Genomic DNA, 17786 nt, shown 5'->3' with positions numbered 1-17786 from the left:
CAGCGCCGTTCAATAGCCAAGGTTGCGAAGGCCGCGCAACTGGGTCAGGTTGCAGTCCAGTGTCCCGGCGCTCGGGCCGTTGTTGTTCAGCACCACGTTGAGCTGCGTCATGTTGTTGACCAGGTTGCTGTTGCCCAGCAGGCGGGTGTTCTGCAGCAAGCCGCCCTGGGCTACCTGTTGCAGGGTGCTGCCCTGGTTGTGGCTCGCCTGGATCGCCATCTGCACGCCGCTGCCGGTGGCCTTGACCGCGACACTGCCGGCGGCGTTGCTGCCGGTGATGGTCTGGCCGCTGCTCAGCAGTTGGCCCTGGGATGGCGTCAAGGCAGGAGCCTGGCTGCTTTCCTTCACGTTGATGCTGACAGTGTTGTAGGCCGTGTTGCCGTCGCCCGCGGCGCGTACGCTCTGAGTCACGCCCTGGCCCGTGCCCAGGCCCGCACCGCCGGAGATAGTGCCGTTGCCTTGTTCGGCAGTGTGGCCGTTGCCGGCCTGCTTGATGGTGGAGACGTAGAACTCGGGTTTGACGGTTGCGGCCTGGATCTGCATGGAGCTGGTGGCGCCGATCAGATCACCGCTGGCGTTGCGCCAGGTACTGCTCATGACGATGCCGAAGCTGATGACTCGCCCGGGCATGACATAACGACCACGCAGCTCGGAAAGCTCCTGGTCCTTGACTTCGATGGGTTTGAATCCGCCATGGGCGTAGCCCGAGACCGTCGCGACCAGGCAGGCAAGCGACAGCCAGTATGAAGTTTTCATGTACTGCTCCCGGAGCATCCTGCTCCTTTTGTACTTATTTGTTGGCAAGTGGTCGGCGATTAAAAGAAGTCGCTCTGTATGAAGCCGAAATCCATCAGTTCCGCATCCTTGACCGGGTTGAACCCGTCCAGCTTGTTGCGTGCCGTCAAAGGTTGCGGAGGGCTGCGCAGCGCATTGGCCTTGTCATAGCCGGGACCGACGATGGCAAAGACGATGCCGTTCCAGCCTTTGACGAAATCGTCATGGGCGTAGCGCTTGTGCCCCAGCACCGGATCGCCGATGTAGACCCATTGCTTGTCGGCACGCTGCAGCACCACGAAGTGCTTGTAGCCACGTATCTCCATCAGGACCACCACGGGGATCGTCACGGCTTCGAGCTTTTGCGCGGGTATCCGGTAACCCCGGGCGCGCATGCCGATGCTTTCCACGTAGCGCTTCATGTCGAGCATGGAAAAGCCCTGGGTGCGAACCAGGTCCTGGTCGGCATTGACCAGCATGCCCTTGATGACGTGCTCCTCATCGACATCGAGCCAATAGGCCTGGCGCAGCACCGTGGCGAGGGCGGCGGCACCGCAACTGAAGTCGGTCTTCTGCTCGACGATGTCGCGGAACTTGCGCTCGCGCAGGCTTTGCACCGGCTTGTAGACCAGCATGCCGCCCGGCAAGGCGGCCACGGGGATCTGCGCAGCCTCGGCCATGAAGGCCATGCACAGCAGCAGGGAAAGGGCAATCGCGCGCATGATGGATACGCCTTATGGAAATCCTGGAACAGAAGCCCCGTTGCCGGGGCTTCGTTTCATGCGCGACTACATGCAGGCCTTGCAGCCGGCAGCGATGGACAGCGAGTTGCTTTGCTGGTTACCCACGCCTGCCGACACGTTGGCCCCGCCGTTGCCGGAGAAGCCGTTCATGGAATTGCTCATGGTGGCGTTATTGATCACTGGGGTTTTCCAGCCATCGCGGGTCAGCACTTGCTGAGTGTTGCTGCCGGCCAGTTCGAAAGTACCCACGGCGGAGAACTTGAACTTGTCGTCATCGTGGCCGCCGCCGTAGCCGCCCCTGTTGTCCCAGCCACCATGATCGTCTTCGGCGGTACCGGTGCCCTTGGCCTTGAAGGTGCCGGAAGCGGAGTAGGTGCTGGTGAGGGTATCGGTCTTGTAGGTGCGCACACCTTTGTTGTCGACCTGCAGGCCGGTGGAGGACTGATCAGCCGAGGCGGACGCTTCTGCGATGCGACCTCCTGATACAGCGATGGCCAGGTTGTTTTTCTGTTGGTTGAAGTTGCCGGCAGTAACGTTGATGCCGATGTTGCCGGAGCCATTGTTGCCTGCATTGGTGAGCGAGGCGGTGTTATGGGTCGAGTTGTTCTTGACGTAGTTGTTGTTATTGGTTTGCGTGGCGCTGGAGGCGGCCACCGCCGAACCGAAGATGAAGCTTTCGTCGGCGGTGGCCAGGGCGGCGGCATTGTCCTGCTGGTTGCCGTCGCCAGCGGCGATGTTGGCGCCCATGTTGCCGTTGCTGCCATTGAGTGAGTCAGTGGCTTGCGCGGTGTTTCGGGTGGCCTGGTTGGTCACCACGTTGCCGTCGCTGTTCTGCTCGTCCATCACCGTAGCCCCAGCTCCGGCGTTGATGGACAGCAGTTGATCCAGCGTCGGCCCTTGAGGGCCATGGTGACCATGGCCGTTGCCGTTGCCGTTGCCATTACCGTTTCCGCCGGCCTGTGCGGCCATTGCCATGACAGCGGCGAGAGCGAAAACCAATGGTTTGAGTGCCATTGCAGGTTTCATGGTGTTTCTCCTTGCTTGTCGTCGGTGAAGTGTCAGTTTTTTGTTTCTTGTTTTTATTCCGGGTCAGTCAGCGACCCGTATGCTCAGGGTGTTAGCCATGCGGTTTCCCACCCCGGCGCTCTGGTTCACCTGGATGACCCCACGGCTGCCGGTGAATGCCTGGTCGCTGGTGACGACCTGGCGGCTTCCGGTTGGGGCGCCAGTTGCTCCTGAGTTCGATGACAACGCCACGTTCTGCTGAGAAAGCGCGCTGTCGTCCATGCCCTGCGGTTGGGCACTGATGCCCACCCGCATGACATTGGCCATCTGGTTGTTGGCACCGGCGGACTGGTTGACGCCCAGTACTCCGTTGCCGTTGGTGAATGAATGACCGCCGATGCGGGCGGTGGCGCTCATGGACGCATTGGCCGGTGTATCCAGCCGCTGGTGAACGCGGGTGGTCGCCTGTGCCCCGGTGCCGATGGCGATGGCCCGGGTGTTGGTCTGCTGGGTCTGGTCGCCGGCCGCCTGGTTGACGTTGAGGTTGCCGGTGTAGCGGCCGCCGGAGTCCTGCAGGTTGGCATGGCTGACCAGCGCTGCACCCGGATCGGCGAACGCGGCGCAAGGGCCGAGCAGGGCGAGCAGCAACAGGGCCGGCTTCATGTCACTGTCCTCCCGCCAATCGACCCAGCGGGGCCAGGCCGGAACTCAGCGAGCGGTTGATGGTGCCGGAAATCGCACCACCGCTACCGCCCCCGTGGCCGGCACTCATGCCGGGCATGCCATTGGGGTTGGTCACGACGTTCAGGCCCTGCACGCCGGTATTGGTATTGACCGTGTTGCGGATCGACGAGCCGCTGGCGACGCTGGCGAAGTCGCCGTCGCTCAATTCGGTACTGGTCGTAGCCTGATGGATTCGATCGGAGGGGTTGGCGTTGACAGTGGTCGGGTAGGGGTCTTTGCCGCCGTTGCGACCTATGTGGATGGGCTGCACGTCACGGTCGAGCACAATGACGCCATTTTCTTCGGCTTGTACCGGCAGGCTGAGGGTTGCGCTGGTGGCGCAGCCGATCAGCAACAGGCAGGTCAAGCGTCTCTTGAAAGTCCCCACGGCATCGATTCCTTCTTCGGTGGGCTGGCCTTGGTCCAGCGCTGCGAAGGGGGCAGAGCAGTAGTTGTGCCGGTTTCTGAAAAACCTTTGTATTCAATGGCTTGTTGGCGAGCTGAGAGGGCCGCCTACGCAACCTGTTTCATTGCTGAGACAAGGCCGGCAGAGCCCGACGGGCGGCAGGCGGTCTGCTGGCTCTGGATCCAGTGTCTGGCGGCAGTGTCCGAAAAATTGACAGTCGCGATGGCAAAATGATGAAACAGCCTTGGATCCGTGTTTGGCGCCAGGCAGGTGTTGCATCGATGAAACACAACGATGGGAATAGGCCCGGTTGTAAAGGGTGGCGCGGGTTCAGGGACAATCCGGCGTTCAGGTACGCAGTAGTCGAGCCACGGCAGCGAAGACCTGGTCCCGACGTTGCGTCCAGTCACCTTCGATCACCTGGTAAGGACGGTGGTGACGGACCAGCCACTGCTCGATGGCTTCGAAGAACGCCATGCGTTCCTTCAGGTCGGGTTGGCAGCGCAGGCCGTCACCGGTCCAGTCGACCTGCTCGGGGCTCAGCAGCAAGTGCAGGTCGTAGTGGCGCGCCAGCAGGGCGGGTTCGAGCCAGTGCGGACAATCGCCGAACAGCGTCTGGCTCCAGAGGATGTTGCTCAACAGATGGGTGTCGAGGATCAGCAGGGTCGGTTGCCGGACGCGTGCCGCGTCTTCCCAGGCCAGTTGTCCGGCGGCGATATCAGGGATGTCCGCCAGACAGGTATCGCGCCGGTGTCGTTCCATGAAGTGGCGAACGTATTCATCCACCCGCAAGCCGCCGAACTGTTCCTGCAGTTGCTTGGCCAACCAGCTTTTGCCGGCGGACTCCGGGCCGGTCAGCACCACCACCTTCATGCGCGCAAGGCCGGGTCGGCACGCCACTCCCGCCAGCCTTGCACGGCCAGCAGGGTGAACAGGGCATAAAGCCCGGCGGTGAGGTACAAGCCCTTGTAGATGAACAGGCCCACGAAGATCACGTCCAGGACGATCCACAACGGCCAGCATTGTACGCGTTTCTGCGCCATCCACCATTGAGCCACCAGACTGAAGCCGGTGAGCGCCGCATCGAGCCAGGGTTGCGCCGCGTCCGTCCAGTGCGCCATTGCCGCGCCGAGCATCAGGCTTGCGGCTGCGCCCATGGCCAGCCCGAGCATCACCGAAGGCCCTCCCAGGCGTGTCACCTGCCGGCCGTCATGATGCTGCCCGGCACGCGTCCATTGCCACCAGCCGTAAAGTTGCAGCACGGCGTAGACCACTTGCAGCAACATATCGGAGTACAGCTTCACACCGAAGAAGATCCAGGTGTACAGCAACACCATGACCAGGCCGATCGGCCAGCACCAGGGGTTCTGCTTGACGGTCAGCCAGACAGCGATCACGCCGAGGACTGCGGCAAACAGTTCGAGCCCGGACATGGCGGTTCCTCAGGGAGTGGAAGGGGCGGGGATTGTAAACGGTATGCAGGGGATAGCTCCAACCTCCATCCGTGGGGGCCAGCATCGATTCCGGGGAAACTGCATAGAACCTGTGTGGGAGCAGGTTGGCTCCCACACAGGTCCAGGACGGGCGGTTGTCCCGCCCTGGTGGTCGTCAGACGCGGAACTGTTTGAGCAGTCCGTTCAATTGTTCGCTCAGTTCCCTGAGCCGGGCGCTGGCCAGGCTCGACTGTTCCGCCGCCAGGGCGGTGCTGTGGGACAGGCCGGCGGCCTGGGTCACGTTCTGGTTGATGTCCTCTACCACGTGGGCCTGTTGCAGGGTGGCACTGGCGATGGAGGCGTTGAGGCTGTTGAGGTTGCGCAGGGCCTGGCCGATGGCGTTGAGACTGGCGCCGGCCAGGCCGGCCTGTTCGATGGTCAGTTGCGAGGCACGGCTGCTGTCGCTGATGACTTTCACCGCGGCTTCGGAATGGCTCTGCAGGCGCTCGATCATTGACTGGATTTCCGCCGTGGACTTTTGCGTGCGCTGGGCCAGCAACCGCACTTCATCGGCCACTACCGCGAAGCCACGACCCTGTTCCCCGGCGCGAGCGGCCTCGATCGCGGCGTTGAGGGCCAGCAGGTTGGTCTGTTCGGCAATGGAGCGAATCACCTCCAGCACGCTGCCGATCTGGGTGCTTTCGCTCGCCAGGGTGCGAATCACTTCCACGGCCTGGTCAATGGTCTGGGAGAGACGGTCGATCTGCTGCAGGCTGCCGTCGATGTTGACCTGGCCCTGCTGGGCCTGGGATTCGGCGTCGCGCATTTCGCTGGCGGCATGTTCGGCGTTCTTGGCCACGTCCTGCACGCCGTAGGTCACTTCGTTGATCGCCGTGGCGACCAGTTCCATCTGTTGCGATTGCTGTTGGCTGCGTTCCTGGGCTTGTGCGGCGTCGTTGCCCAGTTCATTGGACGATTGCCCCAGGGCACCGGCGGAGGCCTGCAATTGGCTCACCACCTGCCGCAGCTTGGCGGTGAAGGCGTTGAAGTGCCGGGCCAGCTGGGTGACTTCGTCCTGCCCGTGGGTGTCCAGGGTCCGGGTCAGGTCGCTTTCGCCGCTGGCGATATTCGCCATGGCGTGGACTGTCTCCTGCAACGGCCGCACGATGCTGCGCACGATCAGCGCCAACAGCAGGCCCATGATCAGCGCGATCACTAGGCCGATCACCGAAGCCTTGATCAATTGGGCGAGGAATTCGGCCTGTACGTCATCCACGTACACGCCCGAACCGATGATCCAGCCCCAGGGCTGGAACAGGGTGACGTAGGAAGTCTTGCCCACCGGTGCCTCCGCGCCCGGTTTCGGCCACAGGTAGTTCACCATGCCGGCGCCCTTGGTCTTGGCGATGGACACCATTTCGTTGAACAGCGCGAACCCGTTCGGATCGCGGATCGCCGAGAGATTCTGGCCTTCGAGCTTGGGGTTGGTGGGGTGCATGAGCATGACCGGGGTCAGGTCGTTGATCCAGAAATAGTCGTTCTGGTCATAGCGCAGGCCCCGCACGGCATTGAGCGCCTGCTTCTGCGCGGCCTCCCGGGTCAGCGTGCCGGCCGTTTCCAGGCCATGGTAGTAGTTCAGCACGCCACTGGCGGTCTGGACCACATGCTGGGTTTTCTGCACCTTTGCCTGATGGAGGTCGGTGTGGATCTGTTTGAGCATCAAGGCGCCCAACATGAACATCATCACGATGGCCACGCCCAGGATGAGCCACAAGCGTCGACTGATCGATACACTGCGCAAACTATTCATACGCTGTCACTCCGGTTTCTTGTTCTTGTCGTCCGCGGCGCTTGGGCCATAACGCGGCGGCGTTATCAGGGCTTGTCTGATAGGATTTCGGCCTCGCGGCGAAAAACCTGAGCCTGGCGTCGATCTTTCATTGGTTTTTTTTGAACGGTCGCCGTTATCGTGCTCCCGCTGCTTTTGCACTGGCTTGACACTTGAATATCGATGAGGCCTGCGCATACCAGGTCTTTTTTGGGGGATGAATGGATTTGTGGACCGCCTTACAGGCACTGATTCTTGGCGTTGTAGAGGGCTTGACGGAGTTTTTGCCGATTTCCAGCACGGGGCACCAGATCGTGGTAGCCGACTTGCTGCAGTTTGGTGGCGAACGATCCATGGCGTTCAATATCATCATCCAGCTGGGGGCGATCCTGGCGGTGGTCTGGGAGTTCCGACGCAAGATCTTCAACGTGGTACTGGGCCTGCCCACCCAACCCTCTGCCCGACGGTTCACCGCGAACCTGCTGATCGCCTTCCTGCCCGCGGTGGTGCTGGGCGTGCTGTTCGCCGACCTGATCCACCACTATCTGTTCAACCCGATCACGGTGGCCACTGCGCTGGTGCTGGGCGGTTTGGTGATGCTCTGGGCCGAGCGGCGCCAGCATGAAGTACACGCCGAAACCGTTGACGATATTTCCTGGAAAGACGCGCTGAAGGTCGGACTTGCCCAGTGCCTGGCCATGATTCCCGGCACCTCGCGCTCGGCTTCGACCATCATCGGCGGCTTGCTGTTCGGCTTGTCGCGCAAGACCGCGACAGAGTTCTCGTTCTTCCTGGCGATGCCGACCATGGTCGGCGCGGCGGTCTACTCGGGCTACAAGTATCGCGAGCTCTTCGTTCCGGCGGATTTTCCGGTCTTCGCCATCGGTTTCATCACGGCCTTCATCTTCGCCATGATCGCGGTCAGGGGGCTGCTGCGGTTCATTGCCAGCCACAGTTACGCGGTGTTTGCCTGGTACCGGATCGCGTTCGGCCTGTTGATCCTGGCGACCTGGCAATTCGGCTGGGTGGATTGGGCGACAGTCCAGCCATGAAAGGGCCGGCCATGAACGGTCCGGGCCTGCGCAAGCCTGCTACGCGTCAGGCGGCGGGTGGCGTGCAGAACCTGCGGCTCAAGTGGATCGTGTTTGCGCTGTTGTGCGCCTTGCCACTGCTGGGTTCCTTGCTGCTTTGGCTGCAAGAGGCGTCGTGGCTGCCGCTGGCGGCCTACGGGGCCGTCAGCCTGATGACGTTTCTGCTCTACTGGAATGACAAGCGCAAGGCCCGCACCGAGGCCTGGCGCACCCCGGAGAACGTCCTGCACGCCATGGAACTGGCGGGCGGCTGGCCCGGGGCATTGCTCGCCCAGCAAATGTTCCGCCACAAGACCCGCAAGGTATCGTTCCAGGTGGTGTTCTGGTTCATCGTGGTGCTGCATCAGGTGTTCTGGATCGATCAGTTGTTCCTGGGCGGCCATCTGCTGGCGCTGTTCTGAATCAGGGCAACAGCAAGCCGACCTGGGTGCGCTTGGGCAGCTTGCTGACCACCAGTTGATGGGAGCGTTGCAGCAGGCCCCGCAGTTCTTCGGCGCCCAGCGGGTAGGGCGTCTGCATGATGATCCACTGGGCCCGGGCCAGATAGGGGGCCGGGTGGATGCCCGGTCGATCGCAATGGCCCAGGAACAGGTCCTTGTCGACCTTGAACGCCAGGGAGTCACCGCGCAATCCCTGCAAGGCGAACATCTTGTTCCCGGCGATGGAGAACACCCGCACGCCGCCCCATTTGTAATCTTCCCTGGCGCCGGGCAGGCCCAGGCAGAAGCGGGCGACGTCCTCTTCGCTCAAACTCATAGCGTCCTGTCTCCACAACGGGCAAAGGCTTCCACCAGATGGTCGATCCAAGCCCGCACCGCCGGCAGCAGCCCGCGTCGGTGGGGGTAGACGGCCTGCAGCCAGCCATCGGGCAGCGACCAGCCTGGCAATAGTTCCACCAGTGTGCCGTCCCTCAACTCCTGTTCGCAATACATGCTGGGCAGTAGGGTAAAGCCCAGGCCGGCCAGGGCGCAGGCGCGACGGACGATGAAATCGTCGATGCCCAGGCGCGCTTCCAGGGCCAGGTCGACACTTTCCCCATCGGCATCGAGCAAGCGCAGGTGCACCAGGCGGTCGGCTTCCAGGGCACCCAGCACGGGCAGTTGCCTGAGGTCTTCCGGGGTCTCGATCCGGTGCCCTTCGACGAAGGCGGCGCTGGCCACCATGATCAATCGTGCCTGGCGCAGGCGCCGGGTCATCAGCAGCGGGTCCTCGTCCCCCAGGTCGCGCACCCGCAGCGCCACGTCGATGCCTTCGCTCACCAGGTCCACGCGACGGTTGAGCAGGATCATTTCCAGCTGCACCTGGGGGAATTTCTCCAGGAAGTCGGCCACCACGCCGGGCAGCATCTCGTGGGCCAGCCCCACCGGGCTCGAAACCCTCAGCCTGCCTCGCGGTGCGCTGGACATGCTTGCCACGGCTTCATCGGCCATTTCGGCCTCCAGCAGCATGGCCTGGCAATGGCGCAGGTAGCGTTCCCCCACGGCGGTCAGCTTCAACTGCCGGGTGGTGCGTTGAAGCAGGCGGGCACCGAGGCGTTCTTCCAGCTCGGCGATGCGCCGGGACAACCGTGACTTGGGAATGCCCAGTGCCCGTCCGGCGGCGGCGAAACCACCGGCTTCGACGACTTTGGCGAAATAGTACAGATCGTTGAGGTCTTGCATGTAAAGCCCGATTGTCCTGTCAGTGGAACGAACTATCGCATCAATGCTGGCTAATCGGCCATTGGTTTCATCGGTAGGATTGTCACCAATCGATCGCCTCGGTAGCGATTCCACTTGGAGAGCACTTCATGAAACTTCTGCACATCGATTCGAGCATCCTCGGAGACAACTCCGCTTCTCGCCAGCTGAGCCGCGAAGTGGTCCAGGCCTGGAAAGCCGCCGAGCCGGACGTGGAGGTGACCTATCGCGACCTGGCCGCCGACGCCATCAGCCACTTCTCCGCCCAGACGCTGGTGGCGGCCGGTACCAGCGCCGAACTGCGCGACGCCGCCCTGCAGCATGAGGCGCAGCTCAGCGCCGCCACCCTGGCCGAATTCCTGGCGGCGGATGCACTGGTAGTGGCTGCGCCGATGTACAACTTCACCATCCCGACCCAATTGAAGGCCTGGATCGACCGTATCGCCGTCGCTGGCCAGACCTTCCGCTACACCGAAGCCGGTCCGCAAGGCCTGTGCGGCAACAAGAAACTGGTCATCGTATCCACTGCCGGCGGCCTGCATGCCGGCCAGCCAAGCGGCGTGGGTCATGAAGCGTATCTGAAACTGCTGTTCGGTTTCCTCGGCATCACCGACATTGAGATCGTCCGGGCCGAAGGCCTGGCTTACGGTGATGACATGCGCACCAAGGCCATGGGCGAAGCCAAGCTGCAGATCGGCGAGCAGTTCGCCGCCGCATAACGCTGTTGAATCCTCCGGGAGCGGCCCGCCCGCGATAGCGGTGTGTCATCCAGCAGCGATGCCGGGCGATACATCGCTGTCGTGGGCGGACTTGTTCTTACCGTGCATATCGAAACCCTTGTAAAACGCTGTATTCTGGCCGCCGGGTGCACGTCAGGGCGGCGAGCGGACAGGTCTCTGTCGTTCGCTGGTGAAGGTGGAAGAGTCGATGAAGCGTCTTGGTGCAGGGTTACTGCTTGGTTTGCTCGGCAGCCTGGTGACAGTACAGGCCGCACCGGGGCTGGAGCCTCATTGGAGTGCTGGTTTCCATGAGCTGAGCTTCCTCGATCCGCTGGACCACCAGCCCATGCGTGCCATCGCCTTCTATCCGTCGACCGCCCGGGAGCAGACCAGCCGGTTGGAAGGCTATGAGATCGATGCCGCGCCGGACGCCCGGATCGCCATCGGCCGCTTTCCCATGCTGATGCTCTCCCATGGCAACACCGGTACGCCGCTGGCCTTGCATGACCTGGCCACGTCCCTGGCGCGCAAGGGGTTCGTGGTGGTGGCGGTGATTCATCCGGGCGATAACGCCCAGGACCACAGCCGGCTCGGCACCTTGAGCAATCTGTACGGACGGCCCATCCAGATCTCCGAAGCCATTACCGCAACGTTGAGCGACCCGATGCTGTCGCCGTTCGTCAATGCCGGGCAGGTGGGCGTGATCGGCTATTCGGCCGGCGGCGAAACCGCGTTGATCCTGTCGGGCGCCACCCCGGATCTCGATCGCCTGCGTCGCTACTGCCATGAGCGGCCGGATGATCGCGATGCCTGCAACACCCAGGGCGAGCTGATTGCCGACCGCGACGACCTGCATCCGGTGGCCGACCCCAGGGTCCGGGCGTTGTTGTTGATGGCGCCGTTGAGCCTGAAGTTCGGCCGTCATACCCTGGCCGACGTCCATGTGCCGGTGCTGCTGTACAGCGGCGATGGCGACAAGTTGGTGGCCTTTGACAAGAATGCCGCCGCCCTGGCCCGCAAACTGCCCACCGCGCCGGATTTCAAGACCCTGGCCGGGGCCGGGCATTTCGTGTTCATGGCCCCTTGCACTGAAGAGCAGATCGCCGCGATGCCTGCGCTCTGCACCGATGCCGATGGCGTCGACCGCAAGGACATCCACCGCACCATGATCTCCGAAGCAGGGCGCTTTTTCAGCCAGGCCTTGGGTAGGCCGACCCGCGCCGGCCTGAGGACCGCGGATCAATAAGCGGCTTTTCCGGCACGCTGGCGTAGCAGCAGGGTCAAGGCCAGGCCGCTGATCGACAGTACAGCGGCGCTGAAAAAGATCCATGAATAACCCAGGTTCAACGCCACCGCGCCCATCATGGGCCCGGCAATCGCCAGGGCCAGGTCGAAGAAGACGGCGTAGGCACTCAATCCCGCGCCGCGGCTGGTGTTCGGCACCTGCTTGATGGCCTCCACGCCCAGCGCCGGGTACACCAGCGACAGCCCGAAACCGGCCAGCCCCGCGCCCACCAGGGCGAACCCTGTGGAAGGCGCCAGCCACAGCAACACCAGCCCGAGGGTTTCGATGCTCATGCACGCAATGGCAGAGTTGAACCCTCCGAAGCGGCCGATGCTGGAAATGAACAACAAGCGCGAGAGGATGAAACAGATGCCGAAGACGGTCAGGCACCAGGCCGCGCCGGTCCAGCCGCGACTGAGGTAGAACAGGGTTATGAATGTCGTGAGCGTGCCATAGCCGATCGAGGCCAGGCACAGGCTCGTTCCAAACGGCGCGATACGGCCGAATACCGCCCGGAAAGGCAGGCGCTCGCCACGAACCACCGGCACCGACGGTTTATTGCGAATCAGCAACAGCGCCCCACCGGCCAGCAGCGACAAGGCGATCCCCAGGCTGGCGAAACCCAGGTCGCCCACCATCACCACTCCCAGGGGGGCACCGATGGCGATCGCGCCATAAGAGGCGATGCCGTTCCAGGAAATCGAACGGGCCGTGTGTTCCACTCCGACCTGGCCCATACACCAACTGATGGTGCCTACGCCGATCAGGCCCTGGGCCACCCCCAGCAACAGCCGGCCGCCGATCAGGATCAGCAGGCTCAGCAGTGGCAGGCTTTGCAGCAAGGTGGAGAGCAGGGTCAGCCCCCCGCTGAGCACGATACCCGACAAACCGTAGACAATCGCCCGCTTGGTGCCGACGCTGTCCGACAGCCGCCCGGCCATGGGCCGGCTGAGCAGGGTCGCCAGGTACTGCGAGCCGATGGTCAATCCGGCCACCACCGCACTGAAGCCCAGTTGCTCGTGGACGTAGCCCGGCAATACGGCAATCGGCAGGCCGATGCAGAGAAAGGCAATGAACGTGTAGAAAACGATGGAGACGATCTGCAGGGTGACCGACAGGGCGCTGGGGGCGGATTGAGGCGTTGACATGGAGCTCGTTCGCGGGCGGCGGCGGGAGAGGTCCATGATGGCGCGAGATGGGGAGAAAAGAAAGCAGGCTAACTAAATGGCCAGGCCAAGGCCTTTGAACCCGGCTCGCGCCTATAGGGATGCCGAATGCAAAAAAGCCCTGTCGCATTGGACAGGGCTTTTCATTGGCCGTTGGGGACGGTCCTAGAACATCACACCCTGGCTGCGCAGGTAGTCGTCATAAGTGCCGCTGAAGTCGACGACGCCGTCGGCGCTCAGTTCGATGATGCGGGTGGCCAGGGACGACACGAACTCGCGGTCGTGGCTGACGAAGATCAGCGTGCCCGGATAGTTTTCCAGCGCCAGGTTCAGCGCTTCGATGGATTCCATGTCCAGGTGGTTGGTCGGTTCGTCCATCACCAGTACGTTGGGCTTCTGCAGGATCAGCTTGCCAAACAGCATGCGGCCCTGTTCGCCACCGGAGATCACCTTGACCGACTTGAGGATCTCATCGTTGGAGAACAGCATGCGACCCAGGGTGCCCCGGATCATCTGTTCGCCCTGGGTCCATTGGCCCATCCATTCGAACAGGCTGACGTCGTCTTCGAAGTCATGGGCGTGGTCCTGGGCGTAGTAGCCCAGCTCGGCGCTTTCGGTCCATTTCACCGAGCCGCTATCGGGTGTCAGTTCGCCCATCAGGGTGCGCAGCAGGGTGGTCTTGCCGATACCGTTGGGGCCGATGATCGCCACACGTTCGCCGGCTTCGACGGTGAAGCTGAAGTTCTTGAACAGGGTCTTGCCGTCGAAGCCCTTGGACATACGCTCGACGGTGACTGCCTGGCGATGCAGTTTCTTGGTCTGCTCGAACCGGATGAATGGGCTCACGCGACTCGACGGCTTGACCTCGGCGAGCTGGATCTTGTCGATCTGCTTGGCGCGGGAAGTGGCCTGCTTGGCTTTCGAGGCGTTGGCCGAGAAGCGGCTGACGAAGGTCTGCAGCTCGGCGATCTGGGCTTTTTTCTTGGCATTGTCCGACAGCAGCTGCTCGCGGGACTGGGTCGCGGCGATCATGTACTCGTCATAGTTGCCCGGGAACAGGCGCAGCTCACCGTAGTCCAGGTCGGCCATGTGGGTGCAGACACTGTTCAGGAAGTGCCGGTCGTGGGAAATGATGATCATGGTGCTGTTACGCGCCGTGAGGATGTTTTCCAGCCAGCGGATGGTATTGATGTCCAGGTGGTTGGTCGGTTCGTCGAGCAACAGTACTTCAGGATCGGAGAACAACGCCTGGGCGAGCAGGACCCGCAGTTTCCAGCCCGGCGCCACCTCGGTCATCGGACCGAAATGCTGTGCCAGCGGAATGCCCAGGCCCAGCAGCAGCTCACCGGCACGGGACTCGGCGGTGTAGCCGTCCATCTCGGCGAACTCGGTTTCCAGCTCGGCCACGGCCATGCCGTCTTCTTCGGTCATTTCCGGCAGCGAGTAGATGCGATCACGCTCGGCCTTGACCTTCCACAGTTCCTCGTGACCCATGATGACCGTGTCGATCACGGTAAAGGCTTCGTAGGCAAACTGGTCCTGGCGCAGCTTGCCCAGGCGTACGTTCGGTTCGAGCATCACCTGGCCACCGGACGGCTCGAGATCGCCACCGAGGATTTTCATGAAGGTCGACTTGCCGCAACCGTTGGCGCCGATCAGGCCATAGCGGTTGCCCGCACCGAACTTGACCGAAACGTTTTCGAACAGCGGCTTGGCGCCGAACTGCATGGTGATGTTAGCTGTGGAGATCAATTACCTTACCTATCAATGGGTTAGAGCTGGTCATTTTCCCTGATACCGATGTGGTATCCATTCGGAGCTTCTCCAGCTCCGCCCAGTCCGAGCTTGAGGTTGAGCCAACGCGCATACGTCGCCAGCAACATTGGACGCTGTGGCCAAGCTGCTGAGCGATGAATGCGGGGGGCATGTTGGACGTTGCGCGCATTGTCGCATAAGTATGACGGCAGTTGTATGGCAGCCGAAAGCGCATCCGCACCTGACCCTTCATCAGCGGGCTTCCTTGCGGGAGCGCGTGATCGCTTCGCAGGAGGGTTGGAGGGCCAGAGCTGCCGGCCTGGCTTTCATGGAGCTGCGCTGTAAATGGCCTGCCGTCTCCTTGCGTACGTAAGGTCGCTCGCGGGAGGTTGTTGACAGGCACATCGATCGATCCGCATGTAACCGATAAAGCGCTATCCGCCGATCAGTGCCAGATCAGGTTTCATCAACTGCAAGTGGTGATTCGTCTTTCCAGTTTACGATGTTGCGTAACTGCGGCCCTTCGCTTGCCGATGTTATATAGCTGAGCCCAACACCTGGTTATTGTTTTATAGATCGATTGCCGGAATTAAGACGATTCTTAAAGAGCGGCCATTTCCTGGAATGAATCGATGCTCGATGTTATAAAAAACCAGTGCCGGGCTGCAGCCGAATATTGGGAGTATTGATGGTTCTGTCTGGTCGTTGGCGGGAAGTTTGCAATTTCAATGAATGATTTTGTTTGTGGCAGGGATGGTTTGTTTTATGCGGTTTATCAAGTTCGGTGCCTTGGTCTGGCTACTGTCTCAAACGATAACGTTTACTGGGCTGGCGGCGGCAGATGTTGATTTCGGTGGGACGACCCGGTTCGTCTTCAATGCCAGGGACAAGGCAAAAACAATTACAATCGAAAATGTTGGCAAGCAAGCCGTGCTGGCCCAGGTCACATTTGGTGATGGCGATGATCAGCAAGCTCTGGACGACTTGCCGCTTGCGCTTTCAAGACCATTAATTGAGATTCAGCCCGGAGACAAGCAGACGGTTGATATTCTGTATCAAGGGGTTGGGCTTCCTCGGGATCGGGAGTCCTGTTTTCTATTGAGTGTGATGGATATTCCAAAGGTTCCTGCGGAGCAGAACAGGTTGCAGATTGTCCTGCGTCACCGCCTGAAGGTATTTTTCCGCCCCGCGTTGCCTATGTCTCCGACAGAAGCTTTTACCAGGTTGTATTGGCGGCAGGCGACCCAATCAAAAGATGCCATCCTCGATGCTCACAATGATTCGCCTTATTTCCAGACTCTCACGGATGTCCAATTCCTTGATCGGCAGGGGCGGGTGTGTGGGAAACCCGTGGCGCACCTGATGTTGCCCCCCTTTTCTACACGGGATGTACAGCTGGCCGATTGTGCAAAGCCAATAGCCAGGATTACCAGCACGTTCATCACGGATGAGGGCGATAGAACTCCGCATGTGATGGCTGTGACGCGTTCCACACCTAATTCAGGATCGCCGATATGAATAAAGCAATAAGTATCCTGGCAGCGCTTTCGTTGAGTTTCAATGTGTCTGAGTCCAAGGCCCAGAGCGAGGTGCAATACACCTGTGACAACACCTACACTCATGCAACTACGCAAGCCTTGCAAATCAATGCCTCTGTAACGATACCCGACTCGGCACCTGCAGGAACGGTAGTATGGCGGATGCCCGCCCAGGACCTGAACTACAACTGCTGGTTAGGACCTTCGACGTTTGCGACCTATTTTTTTCTTAATCCCCTCGGCCGGGATTTTGGTCCGGATATAGAAGTCGGGGTGACGTTGAATGGCACTGACTATCGCCCGTCTGTTACCAAGTCTGTGCGCGCAAGGACCATGCCTACGAACAGTACGTCGGTAGGGCAGATAAATGTCAATGAGTTCGGATATTACAAGGCCTCTTTGTTTATTTTAAAAAAGACCGCTGCAAGCACGACTTCACAGACCAGGACAGTAGACCTGAACAACTATGTTCCCTATACGATTGGGAAGGAGGGGCAGCCTATTTCGGGGTTGCTCTCTGTAGTTGTCAAAGGCCTCACCGCCAACCTCATCCCCTGTTCGTCCACGGTTACCGTGAATCCTACTACCATGAGTTTCGGAAATATCATCAGTGCTGGCGCAACTCCCGGGCTTGAAATCAAGCGTGCCACCTTCTCGCTCTTTGAACAACGTACCTGTCAAGGTACCGCCGTGTATGGTTTGAACGGGATTCTGCGACCCGCGGAGAACGCGAGTCTATACGACAGTATGGGAACCCTGGTGCCCAAGGATAATGATTCGGTCGGTATCGAAATCCTGGATGCCGACAACCACACCCCGCTGCGCTTCAACAACGCGTTCGTGGTGATTCCTCAAGTCAGCTCGACCAGTAACAGCAAGCAATTCGAGGCTCGTTTGAAGTGGCGCACGGATAAACCCAAGCTGGGCAGCTTCAATGCCGGCGCTATCTTTGACGTGTACTACAAGTAGCCCAGGCCACCGATCGTCTGGGCTTTCACATCGTCAATCGAAGTGGTGTCACAATGATTCTACGTGGCAGGGCACCTGATCCCTGGTAATCCGCCGATTTCATGTGTGACCTCATGCCTTCGATTGACGATTTTCGCTTCAACGCCCATCACCTGCTGCTCGATCTCGATGCAGCCACGAATCATCTCATGATGCTCGTCGTTTCTCGCGAAGTTTCAGGGGTTCGCTGGGATGAGGCGGTCTCTCGCCATAGGCGTGCATATGAAGCCTGGGCTTGTCTATCCACCGGGGTCCAGACGGACCCGATGCCTGCCCTTGATGGACGACCGGTCGAAGGTGGTACTCCGTCACCCTAGGCTCTGTACAAAAGTCTTGAGAGATGAAGGTCAGGCAAGGCGAAAACAGCTGGCGATCGCCCGCGCGCAGGACGGGTCCACCCGTCATGGCGCTCGCTACTCCACGATGCAGATCCAGCGATGATTCTGCCGGTAGGGTGCACGGGTGAATGCCACGTCCGAGACCAGAACCATGCCTTGCTCTTGAAGCGCTTCGGTCAGTTGCACGAGTGTCTCTGCTTCGATAGTCATCTCTGTTACCTCGTCAGATTACTGCGTTCATAATTCTTGACCGAGCGGGCAAGTGACTAATTCATTTTTTCTAGGGAGCTGATGC

The 17786-nt window shown here is 60.9% G+C and carries 19 protein-coding genes; 6 read left to right on the top strand and 13 right to left on the bottom strand.

All coding sequences use genetic code 11. From position 1 onward, the window contains the following. Positions 1-9 precede the first annotated feature (9 nt). The 8 genes from BT179_RS11665 to BT179_RS11630 form a co-directional block, all read right to left on the bottom strand. Positions 10-756, bottom strand: coding sequence for a hypothetical protein (locus BT179_RS11665; RefSeq protein ID WP_072391976.1), 747 nt, complete (start codon positions 754-756; stop codon positions 10-12). Between the two features lie 59 nt (positions 757-815). Continuing rightward, positions 816-1496, bottom strand: coding sequence for a C39 family peptidase (locus BT179_RS11660; protein WP_072431120.1), 681 nt, complete (start codon positions 1494-1496; stop codon positions 816-818). Between the two features lie 66 nt (positions 1497-1562). Further along, positions 1563-2543 carry a heme utilization protein gene (locus BT179_RS11655; RefSeq protein WP_072431119.1) on the bottom strand — a complete coding sequence of 327 codons (981 nt, stop codon included), beginning with the start codon at positions 2541-2543 and terminating at the stop codon, positions 1563-1565. A 63-nt stretch (positions 2544-2606) separates the two neighbouring features. Continuing rightward, positions 2607-3185, bottom strand: a complete 579-nt coding sequence (locus BT179_RS11650; RefSeq protein WP_072431118.1) for an adhesin — start codon at positions 3183-3185, stop codon at positions 2607-2609. 1 nt (position 3186) lies between these two features. Next, positions 3187-3633 (bottom strand): hypothetical protein, encoded by a 447-nt coding sequence (locus BT179_RS11645; RefSeq protein WP_072431117.1) that lies wholly within the window; start codon positions 3631-3633, stop codon positions 3187-3189. Between the two features lie 366 nt (positions 3634-3999). Continuing rightward, the gene (locus tag BT179_RS11640; RefSeq protein WP_072391072.1) at positions 4000-4524 is read right to left on the bottom strand and encodes an AAA family ATPase; all 525 of its coding nucleotides are present in this window, start codon (positions 4522-4524) and stop codon (positions 4000-4002) included. Then, positions 4521-5084 carry a nicotinamide riboside transporter PnuC gene (gene pnuC / locus BT179_RS11635; RefSeq protein ID WP_072431116.1) on the bottom strand — a complete coding sequence of 188 codons (564 nt, stop codon included), beginning with the start codon at positions 5082-5084 and terminating at the stop codon, positions 4521-4523. Before pnuC ends, BT179_RS11640 begins: the two co-directional genes overlap by 4 nt. Positions 5085-5259: 175 nt before the next feature. After that, positions 5260-6894, bottom strand: coding sequence for a methyl-accepting chemotaxis protein (locus BT179_RS11630; RefSeq protein ID WP_072391079.1), 1635 nt, complete (start codon positions 6892-6894; stop codon positions 5260-5262). Between the two features lie 239 nt (positions 6895-7133). Here BT179_RS11630 and BT179_RS11625 point away from each other — a divergent pair, with 239 nt between their 5' ends. Together BT179_RS11625 and BT179_RS11620 are read left to right on the top strand one after the other, a co-directional pair. After that, positions 7134-7964, top strand: coding sequence for an undecaprenyl-diphosphate phosphatase (locus BT179_RS11625; protein WP_072431115.1), 831 nt, complete (start codon positions 7134-7136; stop codon positions 7962-7964). Between the two features lie 11 nt (positions 7965-7975). Then, entirely contained in the window at positions 7976-8404 is a 429-nt protein-coding gene (locus BT179_RS11620) for a DUF1294 domain-containing protein (RefSeq protein WP_072431114.1), read from the top strand. 1 nt (position 8405) lies between these two features. Here BT179_RS11620 and BT179_RS11615 read toward each other — a convergent pair whose 3' ends face one another. Both BT179_RS11615 and BT179_RS11610 read right to left on the bottom strand, forming a co-directional pair. Continuing rightward, positions 8406-8759, bottom strand: a complete 354-nt coding sequence (locus BT179_RS11615) for an MmcQ/YjbR family DNA-binding protein (protein ID WP_072391089.1) — start codon at positions 8757-8759, stop codon at positions 8406-8408. After that, the gene (locus tag BT179_RS11610) at positions 8756-9664 is read right to left on the bottom strand and encodes a LysR substrate-binding domain-containing protein (protein WP_072431113.1); all 909 of its coding nucleotides are present in this window, start codon (positions 9662-9664) and stop codon (positions 8756-8758) included. Before BT179_RS11610 ends, BT179_RS11615 begins: the two co-directional genes overlap by 4 nt. Positions 9665-9792: 128 nt before the next feature. On the opposite strand from BT179_RS11610, the gene BT179_RS11605 reads away from it, so the two are divergent. Both BT179_RS11605 and BT179_RS11600 read left to right on the top strand, forming a co-directional pair. After that, positions 9793-10401 carry an FMN-dependent NADH-azoreductase gene (locus BT179_RS11605; RefSeq protein ID WP_072391095.1) on the top strand — a complete coding sequence of 203 codons (609 nt, stop codon included), beginning with the start codon at positions 9793-9795 and terminating at the stop codon, positions 10399-10401. Positions 10402-10609: 208 nt separating this feature from the next. Next, a complete protein-coding gene (locus tag BT179_RS11600; RefSeq protein ID WP_072391098.1) occupies positions 10610-11647 on the top strand; it encodes an alpha/beta hydrolase family protein in 1038 nt (345 codons plus the stop codon). Here the strand turns inward: BT179_RS11600 and BT179_RS11595 are convergent. Together BT179_RS11595 and BT179_RS11590 are read right to left on the bottom strand one after the other, a co-directional pair. Further along, positions 11641-12834 carry an MFS transporter gene (locus BT179_RS11595; RefSeq protein WP_072431112.1) on the bottom strand — a complete coding sequence of 398 codons (1194 nt, stop codon included), beginning with the start codon at positions 12832-12834 and terminating at the stop codon, positions 11641-11643. The genes BT179_RS11600 and BT179_RS11595 overlap by 7 nt on opposite strands. Positions 12835-13017: 183 nt before the next feature. Further along, positions 13018-14604 (bottom strand): ABC-F family ATPase, encoded by a 1587-nt coding sequence (locus BT179_RS11590; RefSeq protein WP_072391104.1) that lies wholly within the window; start codon positions 14602-14604, stop codon positions 13018-13020. A 768-nt stretch (positions 14605-15372) separates the two neighbouring features. Between BT179_RS11590 and BT179_RS11585 the strand changes: the two genes are divergently transcribed. Both BT179_RS11585 and BT179_RS11580 read left to right on the top strand, forming a co-directional pair. Further along, positions 15373-16125, top strand: coding sequence for a fimbrial biogenesis chaperone (locus tag BT179_RS11585; RefSeq protein WP_168199565.1), 753 nt, complete (start codon positions 15373-15375; stop codon positions 16123-16125). Continuing rightward, on the top strand, positions 16122-17114 hold the full coding sequence (locus BT179_RS11580; RefSeq protein ID WP_072431111.1) for a fimbrial protein: 993 nt from the start codon (positions 16122-16124) through the stop codon (positions 17112-17114). The genes BT179_RS11585 and BT179_RS11580 overlap by 4 nt, the downstream gene beginning before the upstream one ends. A 452-nt stretch (positions 17115-17566) precedes the next feature. Here BT179_RS11580 and BT179_RS26980 read toward each other — a convergent pair whose 3' ends face one another. Continuing rightward, the gene (locus BT179_RS26980; protein WP_256327893.1) at positions 17567-17701 is read right to left on the bottom strand and encodes a hypothetical protein; all 135 of its coding nucleotides are present in this window, start codon (positions 17699-17701) and stop codon (positions 17567-17569) included. Between the last annotated feature and the right edge of the window lie 85 nt (positions 17702-17786).

It is taken from the genome of Pseudomonas sp. NFACC43, from assembly GCF_900119645.1.
Classification (GTDB): domain Bacteria; phylum Pseudomonadota; class Gammaproteobacteria; order Pseudomonadales; family Pseudomonadaceae; genus Aquipseudomonas.
The sequence above is the reverse complement of the archived record's forward strand: the minus strand, read 5'-3'. Positions and strand labels throughout refer to the sequence as shown.

What these genes read in the sequence shown, in the direction of transcription:
- BT179_RS11665 (WP_072391976.1), bottom strand. Translation starts at nt 756, where the DNA reads ATGAAAACTTCATACTGGCTGTCGCTTGCCTGCCTGGTCGCGACGGTC.
- BT179_RS11660 (WP_072431120.1), bottom strand. Translation starts at nt 1,496, where the DNA reads ATGCGCGCGATTGCCCTTTCCCTGCTGCTGTGCATGGCCTTCATGGCC.
- BT179_RS11655 (WP_072431119.1), bottom strand. Translation starts at nt 2,543, where the DNA reads ATGAAACCTGCAATGGCACTCAAACCATTGGTTTTCGCTCTCGCCGCT.
- BT179_RS11650 (WP_072431118.1), bottom strand. Translation starts at nt 3,185, where the DNA reads ATGAAGCCGGCCCTGTTGCTGCTCGCCCTGCTCGGCCCTTGCGCCGCG.
- BT179_RS11640 (WP_072391072.1), bottom strand. Translation starts at nt 4,524, where the DNA reads ATGAAGGTGGTGGTGCTGACCGGCCCGGAGTCCGCCGGCAAAAGCTGG.
- pnuC (WP_072431116.1), bottom strand. Translation starts at nt 5,084, where the DNA reads ATGTCCGGGCTCGAACTGTTTGCCGCAGTCCTCGGCGTGATCGCTGTC.
- BT179_RS11630 (WP_072391079.1), bottom strand. Translation starts at nt 6,894, where the DNA reads ATGAATAGTTTGCGCAGTGTATCGATCAGTCGACGCTTGTGGCTCATC.
- BT179_RS11625 (WP_072431115.1), top strand. Translation starts at nt 7,134, where the DNA reads ATGGATTTGTGGACCGCCTTACAGGCACTGATTCTTGGCGTTGTAGAG.
- BT179_RS11620 (WP_072431114.1), top strand. Translation starts at nt 7,976, where the DNA reads ATGAACGGTCCGGGCCTGCGCAAGCCTGCTACGCGTCAGGCGGCGGGT.
- BT179_RS11615 (WP_072391089.1), bottom strand. Translation starts at nt 8,759, where the DNA reads ATGAGTTTGAGCGAAGAGGACGTCGCCCGCTTCTGCCTGGGCCTGCCC.
- BT179_RS11610 (WP_072431113.1), bottom strand. Translation starts at nt 9,664, where the DNA reads ATGCAAGACCTCAACGATCTGTACTATTTCGCCAAAGTCGTCGAAGCC.
- BT179_RS11605 (WP_072391095.1), top strand. Translation starts at nt 9,793, where the DNA reads ATGAAACTTCTGCACATCGATTCGAGCATCCTCGGAGACAACTCCGCT.
- BT179_RS11600 (WP_072391098.1), top strand. Translation starts at nt 10,610, where the DNA reads ATGAAGCGTCTTGGTGCAGGGTTACTGCTTGGTTTGCTCGGCAGCCTG.
- BT179_RS11595 (WP_072431112.1), bottom strand. Translation starts at nt 12,834, where the DNA reads ATGTCAACGCCTCAATCCGCCCCCAGCGCCCTGTCGGTCACCCTGCAG.
- BT179_RS11585 (WP_168199565.1), top strand. Translation starts at nt 15,373, where the DNA reads ATGCGGTTTATCAAGTTCGGTGCCTTGGTCTGGCTACTGTCTCAAACG.
- BT179_RS11580 (WP_072431111.1), top strand. Translation starts at nt 16,122, where the DNA reads ATGAATAAAGCAATAAGTATCCTGGCAGCGCTTTCGTTGAGTTTCAAT.
- BT179_RS26980 (WP_256327893.1), bottom strand. Translation starts at nt 17,701, where the DNA reads ATGACTATCGAAGCAGAGACACTCGTGCAACTGACCGAAGCGCTTCAA.